Source organism: Nocardiopsis nanhaiensis, assembly GCF_054778635.1.
Map to the genome: position 1 here is coordinate 38,749 of NZ_BAAGZJ010000020.1, position 15,956 is coordinate 54,704.

Annotated in this window: 17 protein-coding genes; 12 read left to right on the forward strand and 5 right to left on the reverse strand. The window is 68.0% G+C overall.

Annotation, left to right across the window (positions count from 1 at the left end):
* The first annotated feature begins 84 nt into the window (after positions 1-84).
* Complete coding sequence (locus ACYVD1_RS12090; protein ID WP_460771473.1) at positions 85-264, forward strand: hypothetical protein; 180 nt, start codon at positions 85-87, stop codon at positions 262-264.
* A 73-nt stretch (positions 265-337) separates the two neighbouring features.
* Here ACYVD1_RS12090 and ACYVD1_RS12095 read toward each other — a convergent pair whose 3' ends face one another.
* Positions 338-1,573, reverse strand: a complete 1,236-nt coding sequence (locus ACYVD1_RS12095) for an NAD(P)-dependent malic enzyme (protein ID WP_460771476.1) — start codon at positions 1,571-1,573, stop codon at positions 338-340.
* Between the two features lie 343 nt (positions 1,574-1,916).
* Here ACYVD1_RS12095 and ACYVD1_RS12100 point away from each other — a divergent pair, with 343 nt between their 5' ends.
* From ACYVD1_RS12100 to ACYVD1_RS12135, 8 genes are all read left to right on the forward strand, one after another.
* Positions 1,917-2,846 carry a transporter substrate-binding domain-containing protein gene (locus ACYVD1_RS12100; RefSeq protein ID WP_460771478.1) on the forward strand — a complete coding sequence of 310 codons (930 nt, stop codon included), beginning with the start codon at positions 1,917-1,919 and terminating at the stop codon, positions 2,844-2,846.
* A 42-nt stretch (positions 2,847-2,888) separates the two neighbouring features.
* Positions 2,889-3,851 (forward strand): amino acid ABC transporter permease, encoded by a 963-nt coding sequence (locus ACYVD1_RS12105; protein WP_460771480.1) that lies wholly within the window; start codon positions 2,889-2,891, stop codon positions 3,849-3,851.
* The gene (locus ACYVD1_RS12110) at positions 3,851-4,681 is read left to right on the forward strand and encodes an amino acid ABC transporter ATP-binding protein (RefSeq protein ID WP_460771482.1); all 831 of its coding nucleotides are present in this window, start codon (positions 3,851-3,853) and stop codon (positions 4,679-4,681) included. Before ACYVD1_RS12105 ends, ACYVD1_RS12110 begins: the two co-directional genes overlap by 1 nt.
* Before the next feature lie 180 nt (positions 4,682-4,861).
* Positions 4,862-5,530 (forward strand): DUF6199 family natural product biosynthesis protein, encoded by a 669-nt coding sequence (locus ACYVD1_RS12115; protein WP_460771485.1) that lies wholly within the window; start codon positions 4,862-4,864, stop codon positions 5,528-5,530.
* A 103-nt stretch (positions 5,531-5,633) separates the two neighbouring features.
* Positions 5,634-6,224 carry a class I SAM-dependent methyltransferase gene (locus tag ACYVD1_RS12120; RefSeq protein WP_460771487.1) on the forward strand — a complete coding sequence of 197 codons (591 nt, stop codon included), beginning with the start codon at positions 5,634-5,636 and terminating at the stop codon, positions 6,222-6,224.
* A gap of 167 nt (positions 6,225-6,391) precedes the next feature.
* Positions 6,392-6,883, forward strand: a complete 492-nt coding sequence (locus ACYVD1_RS12125) for a GNAT family N-acetyltransferase (protein WP_460771490.1) — start codon at positions 6,392-6,394, stop codon at positions 6,881-6,883.
* Positions 6,884-7,008: 125 nt separating this feature from the next.
* On the forward strand, positions 7,009-7,434 hold the full coding sequence (locus ACYVD1_RS12130) for an ATP-binding protein (RefSeq protein WP_460753431.1): 426 nt from the start codon (positions 7,009-7,011) through the stop codon (positions 7,432-7,434).
* Between the two features lie 41 nt (positions 7,435-7,475).
* On the forward strand, positions 7,476-8,234 hold the full coding sequence (locus tag ACYVD1_RS12135; RefSeq protein WP_460753529.1) for an RNA polymerase sigma factor SigF: 759 nt from the start codon (positions 7,476-7,478) through the stop codon (positions 8,232-8,234).
* 30 nt (positions 8,235-8,264) lie between these two features.
* Here the strand turns inward: ACYVD1_RS12135 and ACYVD1_RS12140 are convergent, their stop codons facing one another.
* Positions 8,265-8,663, reverse strand: a complete 399-nt coding sequence (locus tag ACYVD1_RS12140; RefSeq protein ID WP_460771493.1) for a hypothetical protein — start codon at positions 8,661-8,663, stop codon at positions 8,265-8,267.
* Between the two features lie 112 nt (positions 8,664-8,775).
* Here ACYVD1_RS12140 and ACYVD1_RS12145 point away from each other — a divergent pair, with 112 nt between their 5' ends.
* Together ACYVD1_RS12145 and ACYVD1_RS12150 are read left to right on the forward strand one after the other, a co-directional pair.
* The gene (locus tag ACYVD1_RS12145) at positions 8,776-9,708 is read left to right on the forward strand and encodes a diacylglycerol/lipid kinase family protein (protein WP_460771496.1); all 933 of its coding nucleotides are present in this window, start codon (positions 8,776-8,778) and stop codon (positions 9,706-9,708) included.
* 274 nt (positions 9,709-9,982) lie between these two features.
* A complete protein-coding gene (locus tag ACYVD1_RS12150) occupies positions 9,983-10,234 on the forward strand; it encodes a WhiB family transcriptional regulator (protein WP_460753440.1) in 252 nt (83 codons plus the stop codon).
* A gap of 182 nt (positions 10,235-10,416) precedes the next feature.
* On the opposite strand, the gene ACYVD1_RS12155 is transcribed toward ACYVD1_RS12150, so the two are convergent.
* A complete protein-coding gene (locus tag ACYVD1_RS12155; protein ID WP_460771500.1) occupies positions 10,417-11,961 on the reverse strand; it encodes a sensor histidine kinase in 1,545 nt (514 codons plus the stop codon).
* 139 nt (positions 11,962-12,100) lie between these two features.
* Between ACYVD1_RS12155 and ACYVD1_RS12160 the strand changes: the two genes are divergently transcribed.
* Complete coding sequence (locus ACYVD1_RS12160; protein ID WP_017585072.1) at positions 12,101-12,841, forward strand: GntR family transcriptional regulator; 741 nt, start codon at positions 12,101-12,103, stop codon at positions 12,839-12,841.
* Between the two features lie 44 nt (positions 12,842-12,885).
* Here the strand turns inward: ACYVD1_RS12160 and ACYVD1_RS12165 are convergent, their stop codons facing one another.
* Together ACYVD1_RS12165 and ACYVD1_RS12170 are read right to left on the reverse strand one after the other, a co-directional pair.
* Complete coding sequence (locus ACYVD1_RS12165; RefSeq protein ID WP_460771503.1) at positions 12,886-14,220, reverse strand: HD-GYP domain-containing protein; 1,335 nt, start codon at positions 14,218-14,220, stop codon at positions 12,886-12,888.
* Positions 14,220-15,596: an HD-GYP domain-containing protein gene (locus tag ACYVD1_RS12170; RefSeq protein ID WP_460771559.1), complete on the reverse strand. Its 1,377-nt coding sequence runs from the start codon at positions 15,594-15,596 to the stop codon at positions 14,220-14,222. The genes ACYVD1_RS12165 and ACYVD1_RS12170 overlap by 1 nt, the downstream gene beginning before the upstream one ends.
* Positions 15,597-15,956: the final 360 nt, after the last annotated feature.

Below are 15,956 nucleotides of genomic sequence, written 5' to 3' on the forward strand. Positions count from 1 at the left end.
AGGGCCCGGAGAGACCGCAGCGGGGGCGTGGTCTCCCGGGCCCGTCCGTATCCCAGACCGCCCCAACCGAGAAGGGGACCCCAGGTGTTGGTTCCGTACACGATCGAGCAGGACGAGCGCGGGGTCTGGTGCGCACACGCCCAGCTCGGCCCCGGGTTCAGTGCCCGCGGTGAGGGGGACACCCCCGACACCGCCCTGGCCGACCTGCGCGCGGCCTTCGCCGTCCTGGTCGAGGGGTACGACGCGCCCCTGGAGCTGATGTGAGGGGCTGACCGGCCGTACCACGGGAAGGGCCCGGAGACCGTCGTCTCCGGGCCCTTTCGCGCTCTCGTCAGCGTCAGCGGGGGGCGACGCCGTCCTTGCGGGCCTGCTCGGCGACCGCGGAGGCGACCGCCGGGACCACCCGATCGTCGAAGGAGCTGGGGATGATGTAGTCGGCGCTCAGGTCGTCACCGACGAGATCGGCCAGTGCCGTGGCAGCGGCCAGCTTCATGTTCTCGGTGATGTCGGAGGCCTGGGCGTCGAAGGCGCCCCGGAAGACTCCCGGGAAGGCCAGGACGTTGTTGATCTGGTTCGGGAAGTCGCTGCGCCCGGTGGCGACGACGCTCGCGTACTTGCGGGCGACGTCAGGGTGCACCTCCGGGTTGGGGTTGGCCATCGCGAAGATGATCGCGTTCTCGGCCATGGTGGCAACGACCGATTCGGGGACCTCGCCCGCGGAGAGCCCGAGGAACACGTCGGCGCCTTCCAGAGCGCTCTCGATGGAACCGTCGAGGCCCGCCTTGTTGCTGATCGAGGCCAGCTCCTGCTTGATCGGGGTCAGCCCCTCACGGCCCTCGTAGATCATGCCCTTGGAGTCGGCCACGGCGATGTCACCGATCCCGCCGTCGATGAGCATCTTGGTGACGGCGACACCGGCGGCGCCCGCCCCGGAGACGACGACGCGCAGGTCGGAGAGCTTGCGGCCGGTGATCCGGGCGGCGTTGTGCAGCGCGGCGACGGTCACGATGGCGGTGCCGTGCTGGTCGTCGTGGAAGACCGGGACGTCCAGGCGCTCGCGGAGCGCACGCTCGATCTCGAAGCAGCGCGGGGCCGCGATGTCCTCGAGGTTGATGCCGCCGAAGGACGGCGACATCCGCACGACGGTCTCGACGATCTCGTCGGTGTCGGTGCAGTTCAGGGCGATCGGCACGGAGTCGACGCCGCCGAACTGCTTGAACAGCAGCGACTTGCCCTCCATGACCGGGAGGGAGGCCTCAGGACCGATGTTGCCCAGTCCGAGCACGGCCGTGCCGTCGGTGACGACGGCGACCACGTTGCTCTTCCAGGTGTAGGTCTCGACGAGTTCGGGGCTCTCGGCGATGGCGTCGCAGACACGGGCGACGCCGGGGGTGTAGGCGAGGGACAGGCCCTCGTGGTCGCTGACGTCCACGGAGGAGGTCACGTTCAGCTTGCCGCCACGGTGCATGGCGAAAGCCGGGTCCTCATCCAGGTGGGACGTGTCTTGAGAACGCGAAGAAAAGGTGGTCACTGCTTCAAACCCCTCGGTCTGCTGTTCGTCCGCGTCGGCCATGACGGGGACGGTCGGCAATAGCCACGGACCGCGCGCGAAGACATTTGGGTGCTAGGGGCGCTCTCCTCGGTCCCGGTCGGCCATGACCGGTGGTGTCGCCGAGGGAGACAAGTCTTCGCCGGACTCTTATGCGAGTGCTGCGCGTCCGCCTCTCACGGGGATGACCCGTTACGCAATCCTCTCACAACGGTGACCACAGGAAAATCGCGGGTCGACACGATGGCACGTTACCGACGCATCGCACCATGCAGCATAATGTTCCGACTGTCGTTTCCGGTTGACCTGGCTGATCCCAGACACCGCTGCCCACCAGGCACTCCGTGCTCCCTGAAGGAGACCCCAGATGGCCCTGCGCAAGTCCCAGTCCAAGCCTCGGACCTACTTCACCGCCCTCGCGGCGGCCGGTGTACTGGTCCTGGCCGCTTGCGGCAACGGTGACGACGACGCCGCCAACGGTACCGAAGAGGCCCCCGAAGCACCCGAGGTGGCCGCCGACGAGGAGCTTGCCGCCCTCGTTCCCGACGACATCGCGGAGGCGGGTTCGGTCAGCATCGGCGTCGAGGCCGACTACCCGCCCGGGGAGTACCTGGACGACGACGGCGAGACCGTGCTCGGCTTCAACGTCGACCTGGTCACCGCCGCCCTGAACACGCTCGACCTCGAGCCCGAGTGGGTGCCCGCCAACTTCGACTCGATCATCATCGGTGTCGACACCGGGACCTACAACCTCGGTGCCTCCTCCTTCACCATCACGGAGGAGCGCATGGAGGCCGTGAACATGGTGAGCTACTTCTCCTCCGGAACCCAGTGGTTCGCCCAGACCGGGAACCCGGAGGACGTGGACCCGGACAACGCCTGCGGCATGCGCATCGCCGTGCAGACGGGGACCACCCACGACACCGACATCGAGGAGCGCAACGACGAGTGCGTCGAGGCCGGTGAGGACGAGATCACGATCGAGAAGTTCCCGAACCAGCCACAGGCCACGGAGACCGTCGTCTCCGGCCTGAACGACGCTTCCCTCGCGGACCTCCCGACCTCGCTCTACGCGCTCCAGGAGACCGGCGACCAGCTGGAGTTCATCGGTGAGCAGTACGACGCCGCCCCCTACGGCGTCCTCACCCACGAGGACGACGAGGAGATGGCCGAGGCCCTGGCGGCCGCCTTCAACGCCGTCATCGAGGACGGCACCTACGAGGACGTGCTGACCGAATGGAGCATCGAGACCGGCGCTCTGGAGACCTCCGAGGTGAACCCCGACGTCGAGGAGTAGGCCCGCCCGCTCCCACCTGAAACACCAAGCGAAAGTCTGACTGTGACCTCACCGAGCGAACCGGTGGGCGGCCCGGGGTCGAAGGAACCGACCCCGGGCCGTTCGGCCGCCCCGATCACCGCCGTCCCCGTCCGGTACCCCGAACGGTGGGTAGCGGCGGGCGTCATCCTGGTCCTTGCCGCGATGTTCGTGCACATGCTCTTCACGAACCCCGCGTTCAACTGGTCCTTCATGTTGGACCACATGTTCTCGGACCCGGTGGTCCGCGGTGTGTGGATCACCCTGAGCGTCACCGTCCTGTCGATGATCATCGGCATTCTCCTCGGTATCGTCCTCGCGGTGATGCGGCTGTCCGGGAACCCCGTACTGGTGTCGGTCTCCTGGCTGTACACGTGGTTCTTCCGCGGAGTGCCCCGACTCGTGCTGGCGGTGCTCTTCGGCAACCTCGCCATCCTGTACTCGACCATCCACATCGGGCTGCCGTTCGACAACTACTGGATGCCGCTGCTCGGCCTCGAGGGCGACGCCCGCTTCTTCGAGATCGACGCCCGCACACTGCTGAGCGGATATTCCGCCGGGCTGCTGGCCCTGGCCCTGTCCGAGGGCGCCTACATGGCGGAGATCATCCGGGCGGGCCTGCAGTCGGTCAACAAGGGCCAGACCGAGGCCGCGCAGGCGCTCGGCATGAGCCGGAGCAAGATCATGCGGCGGATCACCCTGCCGCAGGCGATGCGCGTCGTCATCCCCCCGACGGGCAACGAGACCATCGCCATGCTCAAGGACACGGCGCTCTTGGCCTACGTGCCGGTGACCATCGAGCTCTTCTACCAGCTCCAGGCCATCGGCACGCGGAGCTACCAGATCTTCCCGATGCTGGTCGCGGCGTGCTTGTGGTACCTGGCGATCACCAGTGTCCTGATGGTCGGCCAGTACTTCATCGAACGCAGATTCAACCGGAGTGAGCGCGGCGGAGTCCGGGACCGCATCGTCGGAGGGGCGCACTGATGACTGACGAGAGCAAGGGCCACGGCACGGAGGCCGTGGTCGAGGCCGCCGAGGGCACTGCCCTGCCCGCCGAAGCCCTCGTGGTGGCCGAGGACGTGCACAAGAGCTTCGGGCGCCTCGAGGTCCTCAAGGGCATCGACCTCACGGTCAACCGCGGCGAGGTCATGTGCATCGTCGGCCCCTCCGGGTCCGGCAAGTCCACGTTCCTGCGGTGCGTCAACCACCTGGAGAAGCTCAGCGCGGGCCGCCTGTGGGTCAACGGGCAGCTCATGGGCTACCGGCAGAAGCGCGGCCGCCTGTACGAGCTGCGCGACCACGAGATCGCCGCCCAGCGCAGCGACATCGGGATGGTCTTCCAGACCTTCAACCTCTTTCCGCACCTGACGGTGCTGGGCAACGTCACCGAGGCGCCGGTCCAGGTCAAGCGGACCCCGAGGGCAAAGGCCACCGAGCGCGCTCTGGAGCTGTTGGACCGGGTCGGGCTGCCGGACAAGGCCAACGCCTACCCCGAACAGCTCTCCGGGGGCCAGCAGCAGCGTGTGGCGATCGCCCGGGCACTGGCCATGGATCCGTCCCTCATGCTGTTCGACGAGCCCACCAGCGCCCTCGACCCGGAGCTGGTCGGCGAGGTCCTGGACGTCATGCGCGACCTGGCCAAGAACGGTATGACCATGGTGGTCGTCACCCACGAGATGGGCTTCGCCCGCGAGGTCGGCGACTCCCTGGTCTTCATGGACGACGGCGCCGTCGTGGAGTCGGGGACCCCCACCCAGGTGCTCACCAACCCGAGGCAGGAGCGCACCAAGGCCTTCCTGTCGAAGGTGCTGTAGAACGCCGGACGCGGCCGCCAACAGCGCGCACTCCGAAGCCCCGTGCGCTCTTCGGGTTCATCTTGAGAGCGCACGGGGCCGTTTCGTGTCCTGACTCACTCTCAGGAGCCAGAACCCGAACCCGGACGATCGCGTCAAGTAGTGGGAAGCAAACGAAGGGCACGCACACCTTGGAAGGCTGTGGAACTCCTCTATCTGATCTTCGGTATCGGCATCCTCTGGTTCGCCTGTGTGCTGATCCAGCCGCGGGTCGTCTGGTACGTGTCGGCCTGGCAGTACCGGAACCCGGAGAAGAACGAGCCCAGCGAGGCGTACTTCACGATGCACCGGCTGGGCGCGATCGTGGCGATCGTCGTTCTCCTGGGCTCGTGCAGTGTGCTCGCCAACGCGGATTCCTCCGGCTCGGCGTCGGGCGGTTCGGCGTCTGACGATTCCTCCGAATCAGCGTCCGCCCCGGAGACCGATGCGCCGGAGAGCAGTCCGAGTCCGGACTACACCGGGCCGGACGGGCTCACGAGCGTGACCACCTCCTCCGACCACGCGCAGATCAGGGGATACGTCATCGAGGAGGACGACGAAGGGAACACGGGCGAGGAGAGCACGCAACTGGCCGTCTCCCTCGCCCACATCGAATGCGTCACCACCATCGGTGATACCTCTGCTCGGGTACAGGACGAAGACCGGGTCGAGATCTCCTCCATGCTAGGCGCGGGCGAGGCCTTCTGCGGAAGCGAGCGGGACGGTCTGCAGCGCGAGGCGGTGACCCTGAGCGAACCGTTGGGCGACCGCGAGGTCGTGGACACCGACGGAGCCGTGATCCGCCACTGCGGCACTTCCTGCGGCAGCTGACCGGCAGCCGGTCGGGGAAACACGCCCGATCCTCTTGACCGGAGGGGCTCCCGGTCGCAGAGTCTTGTTTGCAGGGGCGAACCCATCCGCCCCGAGGAGAGACATGGACGAGCGCACGGAGAAGGCACGCGAACTCTGGGAGCACAGGTCGAGCGGCTACGACCTCGGGGGCCGGTTCGAGCCCTCGGCCCTCCGCAGCACTCGGAAGATCCTTTCCGGCGGGGCCCGGGGGCGCACCCTCGAAGTGGCCGTGGGCACCGGGCGGAACCTCGAGTACTACCCGCCCCAGGTGGAACTCACCGGTGTGGACCTCAGCCCCGCCATGATGGCCAAGGCCCGGGAGAGGGCCGAGTCCTTGGGACGCCCTATCAGTCTGGTGGAGGGCGATGCCCAACAGCTGTCCTTCGACGACCAGTCCTTCGACACTGTGCTGTGCGCGCTCGCCCTGTGCACGATTCCGGACCAGGAGCGCGCTCTGGCGGAGATGTACCGGGTCCTGGTCCCCGGAGGCCGCCTTCTTATGGTCGACCACATCGAGTACACGAGGTTCCCGTTCCGGCTCCGCGAGGGCAGACGCGAACACCCGCGCCGACTCCCCCGGGAGCTGGCGGAAGTGGTCGGGTTCGTGGTGGGCCACCACGACCGCCTGTTGCTCGGCATGGTGGAGCGGGTGGTCGCCCACCGGTCGCGCTGACGGCACACGGTCTTCACCGAAGAGCACGAGGGTGGCGCGGCGGGGCACGCGCGGGACGGGTCGGGCGGGCAAGGTCGCCACGTGTCTCCCGCCAGCCCCGCAACCCCCCGCCCAGCGCATACGCTGGGATCGACCGGCAGCCCCCGACCCGTGACCGAGGTGGTCCGATGATCCGCCCCGCCCGTCCCGACGACGTTCCCTACATGCACCGGATGATCGAGGAACTCGCCGAGTACGAGAAGGAGCCAGACGCGGTCGTAGCCACCGAGAAGGACCTCCACACCGCGCTGTTCGGCCCGGATGCCTCCGTGTACGCGCACGTGGCGGAGCACGCCGGCGGGGAGGGCGCTCCGGTCACCGCGGGGTTCGCCCTGTGGTTCCGCAACTACTCCACCTGGACCGGGCGGCACGGCATCTACCTGGAGGACCTCTACGTACGCCCCGACATGCGCGGCAACGGACACGGTCTGGAGCTCCTGAAGAACCTCGCCCGGATCTGCGTGGAACGCGGATACACCCGTCTCGAGTGGTCGGTGCTCGACTGGAACACCCCCGCGATCGAGTTCTACAAAGCCTTGGGCTCAACACCCATGGACGGATGGACAGTCCGTCGCCTGGACGGCGACTCGCTGACCGCACTGGGCTCCGAGAAGGGCTGAGCCAGGCCATTCGTCTCGTGTTCAGGCCTTGCAGGCCGGACACGATCTCTCATCCCTGCGTCAGTGGCAGGGTGAAACGAGATACATTGCTCTCAAGCGGCAACCTCGCCCCCCGAAGGAGGGACGTGACCGAAGAAACCGCTGTGCCCACGGCCGACGCTACTGGTGTTCGCGACGCTGTCACCGTCAACATGCCCGCCGACAGCGCTTATCTGTCTGTTCTGCGCACGGCGACGGCAGGGCTGGCCGCACGGCTCGACTTCACCCTCGATGAGATCGAGGACCTGAGGATCGGGGTCGACGAGGCGTGCGCGATGCTCCTCTCGCAGGCGCTACCAGGCACAGAACTGACCACGGAATTCGAACTCACCCCTGATGGGATGCGCATCACCGTCTCGGTACTGACCGCAGACGGACGCCTTCCAGCCCGGGACACCTTCGCTTGGACCGTCCTGTCCGCTCTCGCGGGGGATGTCGACGCGGGGGTCGGTCCGGACGACCGCGTCTACATCGTCCTGTACAAACGCCGAGGCACCCTGGAGCCGGCGTGAGCGAAAGGGGGCCCGCTCTGACAGCGAAGACCGAGCACGCGGTGCCCGACCGGGCGCGCGCGAGAGAGTTGTTCGAGCGCCTTAACGAACTCGACGCGGAGTCGGCCGAACGGCGGAGGATCCGTGACGAACTGGTGGAGCTCCACCTGCCTTTGGTGGAGTACCTGGCCCGACGGTTCCGCAACCGCGGCGAGTGGCTGGACGATCTCACCCAGGTGGCCACGATCGGTCTCATCAAGTCGATCGACCGGTTCGACCTGGATCGAGGGGTGGAGTTCTCCACCTACGCGACCCCGACGATCGTCGGTGAGATCAAACGGCACTTCCGGGACAAGGGCTGGGCGGTGCGGGTTCCTCGTCGCCTCCAGGAGCTGAAGCTCTCGCTGACCAAGGCGGTCAGCGACCTTTCGCAGCGGGAGGGGCGCTCCCCCACCGTCGCGGAACTGGCCCAGCACCTCCAGATGACCGAGGAGGAGGTGTTGGAGGGTCTGGAGTCCGCCAACGCCTACTCGACGGTCTCGCTGGACGCTCCCGACAGCGGTGACGAGGACGCCCCCGCGGTGGCCGACTCACTCGGGATCGTCGACGAGTCGCTGGAGGGTGTCGAGTACCGGGAGTCGTTGAAGCCGCTCCTCGAACAGCTTCCGCCCAGGGAGAAGCGCATCCTGCTGCTGCGCTTCTTCGGGAACATGACCCAGTCGCAGATCGCCCAGGAGCTGGGGATCTCCCAGATGCACGTGTCGCGTCTGCTGGCGCGCACCCTGGCGCAGCTGCGGCAGGCACTCACCACGGACGATTGAACTGGTCCGTGGCCGACGGCCGCGGTGCCGCTACCGGCGCTTCTCTTCGATGCCGGTGAAGAGCACCGCGGTCGTCGGCGGTGCCAGAACGGCCGCGGTGGCGATGACGGCCGTGCCGAGCATCACGGCACCGATGAGGTACTGATCTCCGGTGAACATGTAGTACGCCACCACCGCCATGAAGAGCTGGGTGACCACCACCGGGGTCCGGGCCCAGTCCCGCAGCTGCCATAGGCCGTAGGCCACGAAGACCAGCAGCGCGCCGACGCCGACACCGATCAGGGTGAGCGGCATCGCGGACGAGACGGGGTCCGTCGCCTGGCCGGCGATCACGGTGTAGAGGCTGTAGATTCCGCCAACTGCGGAGGCCACCCCGATCAGGGCCTCCAGCGCTGCGGCGACAACGATGGTGAAGGGACGCGAAGACACCTGACGAGCCTATACGCGTCCGCGGGGCCCCGCCTTCCACCCCCGCACGGCTGATGTGGTGCGGGTCACCCCAGCGCCCGCGGCCAGACGCCTCACCGCCTACACTGGCCGAGTGCGCGCCCTATTCATCGTGAACCCCCATGCCACCACGACCACACCCCGTACCCACGAGGTGATCCTGGGCGCACTGGCCGCAGAACTCGACATCAGCACCATCGAGACGGCCTACCGCGACCACGCCAGGGAGCTGGCACGGGACGCGGCGGCGCAAGGCTACGAACTCGTGTTGAGCCTCGGCGGAGACGGCACCGTCAACGAGGTCGTCAACGGGCTTCTCGCCACGCCCGACGGCCTGGCCCGCCCTCGGTACGCCGTGATCCCCGGTGGCAGCGCGAACGTGTTCATCCGCGCCTTGGGGGTTCCGGGCGACCCTGTCGAGGCGACCGGCGCGGTGCTTCAGGCGATCCGGGCCGGACACGAGCGGGAGATCGGCCTGGGCCGCATCACCAGCGACCAGGACGACCGCTACTTCACTTTCTGTGCCGGATTCGGCTGGGACGCCGACGTCGTGCAACAGGTCGAGCACGAACGGGGCAACGGCCGGAAGGCCACTCCCGCGCTCTACGCGGAGGCAGCGGTAAAGCTGTTCTTCCAAGGGGATATCCGCGATCCGTCACTCAGCGTGTCCAACGGCGGAAGACCCCTAGACCATGTCTATTTCGCTTTGGTCACGAACACCACTCCGTGGACGTACGCGGGGTCCCTGCCTCTTCAACCAACGCCGGCGTCCCGTTTCGAGTTGGGCTTGGACGCTTTCGCCCTGACGCAGTCCTCGCACGCGTTGACTGGATGGGTACTTTCCCAAATGTTCTTCCCCAAGGGCCTTCCGGCCCGCGGGGACGGCTACGTGACCTGGCACGACCAGGGATCTCTTCGGATCGCGTCGACCCACCCGAGGGCCTTCCAAATCGACGGTGAATACCTGGGCGAGCGCGAAGAGGTCAACTTCCACTCGATACCGAACGCATTACGACTCTTCTGTTAATTGCGGAAAGGACGCCATTCAGGAGCACTGTGACGCACCCGACACGCGGAACAGGACCTTTGACCCCACGAGCTCTTGCATGGCTTCCGTGATGCTGTCACGCTCAACATATCGCCGCGAGTTACGGGCGAGTTAATTTGGGCGCTTCCCACATGGCCGTGGGGTGAAACCTCGACTTCTTCGGCCGGATGCCACCGACGCAGACGGCCGTAGAGCGCCCTTGATCGTGAAAAGCTTCACAACCCCCGATCGCCTCACTGTGAGGAGTGGACGCATGGACTGGCGCCATGACGCAGCCTGCCGTGACGAAGACCCTGAACTCTTCTTCCCTATCGGCAACTTCGGCCCCGCACTGATCCAGATCGAGGAGGCCAAGGCAGTCTGCCAGCGCTGCCCGGTCAGTTCCGCCTGTCTGAAGTGGGCGCTGGAGAGCGGCCAGGACGGCGGGGTCTGGGGCGGCACCTCCGAGGACGAGCGACGCCGCATCAAGCGCAGCGGCTCCCTCCGTCCCATGGTCCGCAGCTGACCGGTCGCCGAACCGAGGACAGTTCCACCATCGAGGGTCCCGGCACGCACCGGAGCGCGTTCGCCCTCCGGGCGGCCTGAGACGACGCCGACCGACCCCCCGCTGGCGCGGCGGGGGCCGGCCCGCGTCCAGGCAGACAGCCCCTCAGGGGAACGCGCCTCCACGGGGGCAGGAGAACCCCGCTACGGGAGTTCACCCTCCTCATACTCCAGCGGCAGGCTGATCACGACCTCGGTCCCGCCGCCCTCCTTCGGCTTGATCGCCAGAGATCCGCCGAGCTCGCCCACGATCAGGGTCCGCACGATCTGCAGTCCCAAACTCGTGGTGCCCTCCAGATCGAAGTCCTCCGGAAGGCCGCCGCCGTCATCGGACACGGCCAGTTCCAGGCTGCTCGGCCCCGGGAAGCCGGGCCTCGCGTCGAACCGGCTCACCCGCACCTCGATCCGGCCGGGCCCCTGCCCGAGCCCGTGCTCCACCGCGTTCTGCACCAGCTCGGCCAGCACCATCGACAGCGGCGTGGCCACAAGCGCGTTCAACAGGCCGAAGTGACCCTCGCGCCGCGGCACCACGGTGCTGCCGGTCGACGAAACCTCAGCGGCCATCTGCATGACGCGGTCAGCGATGTCGTCGAAGTCCACGACCTCGTCCGGCGTGTGCGAGAGCATCTCGTGCACGATCGCGATCGAACCCACACGGCCCACCGCCTCGTCCAGCGCCGCCCGCGCCTCGGGCACGTCCAGCCGCCGTGACTGCAGGCGCAGCAGCGCCGCCACGGTCTGGAGGTTGTTCTTCACCCGGTGGTGGATCTCCCGGATGGTGGCGTCCTTGGTCATGAGCTCGCGCTCACGCCGCCGGAGTTCGGTGACGTCGCGGACCATGACCAGGGCACCGATCCGCACACCGTCGATGACCAGAGGTATGGACCTCAGTTGGACGGTGATCCCCTGCGCCTCGACCTCTGCCTCCTGCGGAGCGCGCCCGCTCGCGGTGTAGGTGAGGTTCTCGTCCCGGGCCTCCCCCTGTGCGGCCAGCTCCAACGTCGTGCGGTCCAGGCGCGCGCCGACCAGATCGGCGGTCAGACCCAGACGCCGGTAAGCGGAGAGGGCGTTCGGACTGGCATAGACCACTTCGCCGTTCTGGTCCAGTCGCAGTAGACCATCTCCCACTCGAGGCGAGCGCACCATGAGCGGGCCTTGGTCGCTGAACGGAAAGGCGCCCTCGGCGATCATCTGCGCGAGATCGCCCGCGCTCTGGAGGTAAGTGAGCTCCAGGCGGCTGGGCGTGCGTGCCGAGCTGAGGTTGGTGCTGCGTTGGATGACGGCGACCAGGTTTCCCGCGCGGCGGACCGGAATGGTCTCTTCGCGCACGGGGACGCCGCCCGACCAGTCGGGGTCACCGTCCCGGCAGATCCGCCCCTCGATCCAAGCGCGGTCTATGAGGGCGCGTCGGCCGACCACCCTGGGCCCCGAACGGGACGTGACATCGGTCATGTCGTCCCTGAGCACCGTCTCGACCAGGTCGTCCTGGAACGCGGTCGGCCCCGTCGTGGGACGCATCTGCGCGACGGCGACCCAGCCGTCGTCGTCGCGCAGACGCACCCACAGCACGAGATCCGCGAAGGAGAGGTCGGCCAGGAGCTGCCAGTCGGAAACCAAGGAGAGGATCCACTCCAGGTCCGCCTGTTTGAGTGACGTGTGGCGCCGAATGAGGTCGGTGAGGTGAGGCACTCACAAATCATCCCATGAAGACGTGCATACTCAAGAGAGACGCACTCGACCAGTGGTCCACACCAATCGGCGGCCTCGGAGCGGCCGACCACTTCCGGGCGGGGCGTGTGACAGGCGCGGGACGCGGCGGAGGAGACTGATGACTGGTCAGCGCACACTGGACGGCAACCCACGAGTGCCGAAGTACTACCAGGTCAAGAAGCAGCTGCTGGAGCTGATCGAGGCGATGCCGGCCGGGAACCCGGTCCCGCCCGAGCGCGCCCTGGCCACCCAGTTCGGTACCTCGCGGACCACGGTGCGCCAGGCACTCACGGAGATGGTGGTCGAGGGCCGCCTGCTGCGGATCCAGGGCAAGGGGACGTTCGTCGCCAAGCCTAAGGTCGCGCAGATACTCCAGCTCACCAGCTACACGCAGGAGATGCGGGCGCACGGCCTGCACCCGGCCACGCGCATCCTCGACGTCAGCTACATCAACGCCGACGACCAGCTGGCCGAGCTGTTGGCGATCCGTTCCGGCGGGCGGGTGCTGCGGATCGAGAGGCTCCGCCTGGCCAACGGTGAGCCCATGGCCGTGGAAACGGCCCACCTGGCCGCTCGGCGCTTCCCAGGACTCCGGAGGCAGCTCGACCGCTACGCTTCGCTCTACGAGGCTCTGGCGAGCGCCTACGACGTCTCCCTGGCGGAGGCAGAGGCCTCGATCGAGACGGTCCTGGCCACCCCGAACGAGGCGCGACTGCTGGGCGTGGACGTGGGCCTTCCTTTGGTCCTGCACTGCCAGCACAGCTTCGACGGCGACGGCCACCCGGTGGAGTGGGTCCGATCGCTCTACCGGGGCGACAGGTACAAGTTCGTCACACGCCTGCGCCCGCCGAGGGACTGACCCCGCCACCCCAGGCCCCGGAGGCCCAAGCCCCCCTTATTGGCTCAGGCGCGGCTGAGGACGTTCGCCAGGGCGTCCACAACGCAGGGGTCGTACTCGCTGTCGGTGTCCATGCGCAGGCGTTCCACGACGGCGACCCTGCGCTCGGCGTCGCCGTTCTCACCGACCAGGTCGTCGAAGGCGTTGGCCACCTTGATGATGCGGCTGCCCAGTGGGGGCACGCCCTCCTCACCGTCCCCGGCGAGCGGCTCGCACTGGCGACGCACGAGCTCGGCGACGCTGTCCAGTACCCCGGTCTCCCGGATGATCGCGGACCCCAGCTCCGCGATGCGGCGCTGTTCCCGGGGCGAGGCCAAGACCGTGGCCCCTCCGGCGATCGGCTCCCGGAGGGACAGCTGGCCGATGTCGTGCATCAGCGCCGCGTACTCCAGCTCCAACAGCTCGGCCTCGGCCAAACCCAGTTCGCAGGCGATTCCGTGCGACAGTCTGCTCACCCGGCGCGAGTGCCCGTTCTCGACGTAGCCCCCCACCTCGGTAACGCGCGACAGCGCCCGGACCGTCTCCAGGTAGGTGTGTCGCACCTCCGCGTGTCGGCGGAAGGCCACCTGGGACACCATCAGAGGAGCGGTGAAGACCAGCAGGCCGACCAGGCCGGTGACCGTGCAGGCGAGCACGATGAGGATCCCGCTGGACGCGATCGCGGCCCCGGTGGGGACCTGTGCCCGGCCCTCGTCGCGCATCGCCACCCGTACGCGGGTGCGCAGGCGCTCGGCCCGGAGTACGGCGGAGACCGCCACGTCCAGGACCCAGGCGGCCACGACCAGGGAGGTCATGAGCAGGACCGCGGCCACGGAGGGCCCGCTCAGGGACAGCACTTCCATCAACGGTCGGAAGGCCGCGGCGAGGAGCAGTGCGGTGAGTACTCTGCGGGCCACGTCCTCCAACCTCGGGCTGCGCCCGACCGCCACGTGCGGCAGTTCGCCCAGCGCTACGCCCAAGGCGACCACCGCGACCACCTGCCCGGCGGAGTGCTGTGCGGGTTCGCCGCCCAGGCCGAGCAACAGCGCGTAGGCGATCGCCCCGGCCGAAGCGATCGGGGCGGATTCACGGTGTCCGGGCAGCGTGATCCTGACCAGCTCGCCCGCCGCGATCACCAGGCAGAAGGCCAGGGCGGCGTAGGGGTCGACGAACCCCGAGGCTGCGGTCCACACCAGCGCCACCAGGGACGCCGCTCCCACGCCCCCCACCAGTGCGGCACGGAAGGGCCTCGTGGTGCTCCAGGCCGGCCCGCGTGAACGCTGGTGGCCGAGCGCCCCGCCCTCCGGCCCTCCGGGTTCGGGGCCGGTAGAACCGGTTTCGTCCGCGTGTTTCTGGGCCATCATCGGTCCCGCCCACCCGTCACCGCTCCGGCCGAAGTGGACTCCGCCACCGGCGTGCCCTCCTCCGAGGTGGTGGCACCCGGGGTCCCGACGCCGGAGGCGGGGGCACCGGACATCGGTGCATCCGCGCCGTCGGAACCGGTCCGGTCGGCGGTACCGTAGCGCCCGCCGGGCGGTTCCGCGATGTCCGGTGTCTCCCAGCCCTCGCGGTGGACGGCCCGGACGAGGGCCTCCACCATCCTCGGGTCGAACTGGTTCCCGGCACACCGGCGGAGTTCGGCGATGGCGGCCTCCACGGACCAGGCCTTGCGGTAGGAGCGCGTGGAGGTCAGGCAGTCGAAGACGTCGGCCACGCTGATGACGCGCGCGGACTCGGGGATCTCCATCCCGACCAGGCCCATCGGGTATCCGCGCCCGTCCAGGCGTTCATGGTGGTGCCGGATGCCCGCGAGCGCCTCGTCGAGGAAGCTGATCTCCCGAACGATCTCGTAGCCGCGCGTGGGGTGGAGCTTGATCGCGGCGTACTCGTCGTCGGTCAGCTTGCCGTTCTTCTGCAACACCTTGGTGGGCACCCCGAGCTTGCCGATGTCGTGCAGCATCCCCGCGTAGCGGATCTTCTGCACCCGCTCGGCGGGCATGCCCAGCTCAGCGGCGATCATCGCGGATCCCTCGGCCACACGCATGCAGTGGCCGCGGGTGTAGTAGTCCTTAGTCTCCACGGCCTGGCACAGCGTGGCCAGGGTGGCCTCGTGCGCACGGGCTTCGGCGATCTGCTGGCTGAAGATCCACCGTGCGATGAACAGCGGCAACAGGACCAGGAGCGGTGCGAGGACCCCCACCGCGCCCCAGATCGCCGCGATCGCGAGACCGAGCATCTGGTAGCCGATGGAGGTGACCTCCAGGGTGACCAGCGGCCGCCAGCGGAGCGGCCCGGATCCGGCGGCTCGTGCCACTCCCAGGCACCACATGAGTACGCCGATGAGCGCCGAGTTGAGGAGCGTGTGCGTCAGGACCGCGGCGACGTACGGAAGCACGATGTCGGGGAAGTCCGACTGTCCAGGCACCCCCACGGTGCCGCCAAGCATGAGGTAGACGTGTCCGGCGCCGTAGGCCGCCAGTGCGAACTGAGCCCCGTTGAAGGCCCGTTTGACCGGACCCTGCCTGCGCAACGCCAAGCAGGAGGCGAAACCGACCACCGCCGCACCGGCGGGTCCGACCAGGACGACGGCGGCCAGAGCCACGGCCGAACTCGGTGAGATCCCGGCTTCCTTGACGTCGACGACGACGTGTGTGCTGATCGACTCCGCGACGACGAAGAGAACCGCGATGATCGCCAGGGTCCCCAGATCGATGCCCGAGTAGGGCCCGATGAGCACGATGGTGACCGCACTGACAACGATGATTCCGACGTAGACACGCGCGCCCCCTGGAAGAGCCCGCACCCCCGTTCACCCCCCACCGACGACGACCGGACTGTCATGGTTTCACCGGTTCTGTTCTACCACCAGGACCATCCGTGAAAAGTGGAAGCCACCAAAATCGCGGCCATCATGGCGCCGTACATACTGACGAGCATCGCAGTCCCCTTCTCCCCGACGCGGCGCCCCCATCCTCCGAGCACGCCGCGCAAATTGCCCCATTCGCTGGATAAGGCATCCAGTTTAACGGGCAACAACACCCTCCCGATTACCACCAACCCGAACCGAAGGCCCTTCGGGGACCAACAGGGGCAGAAA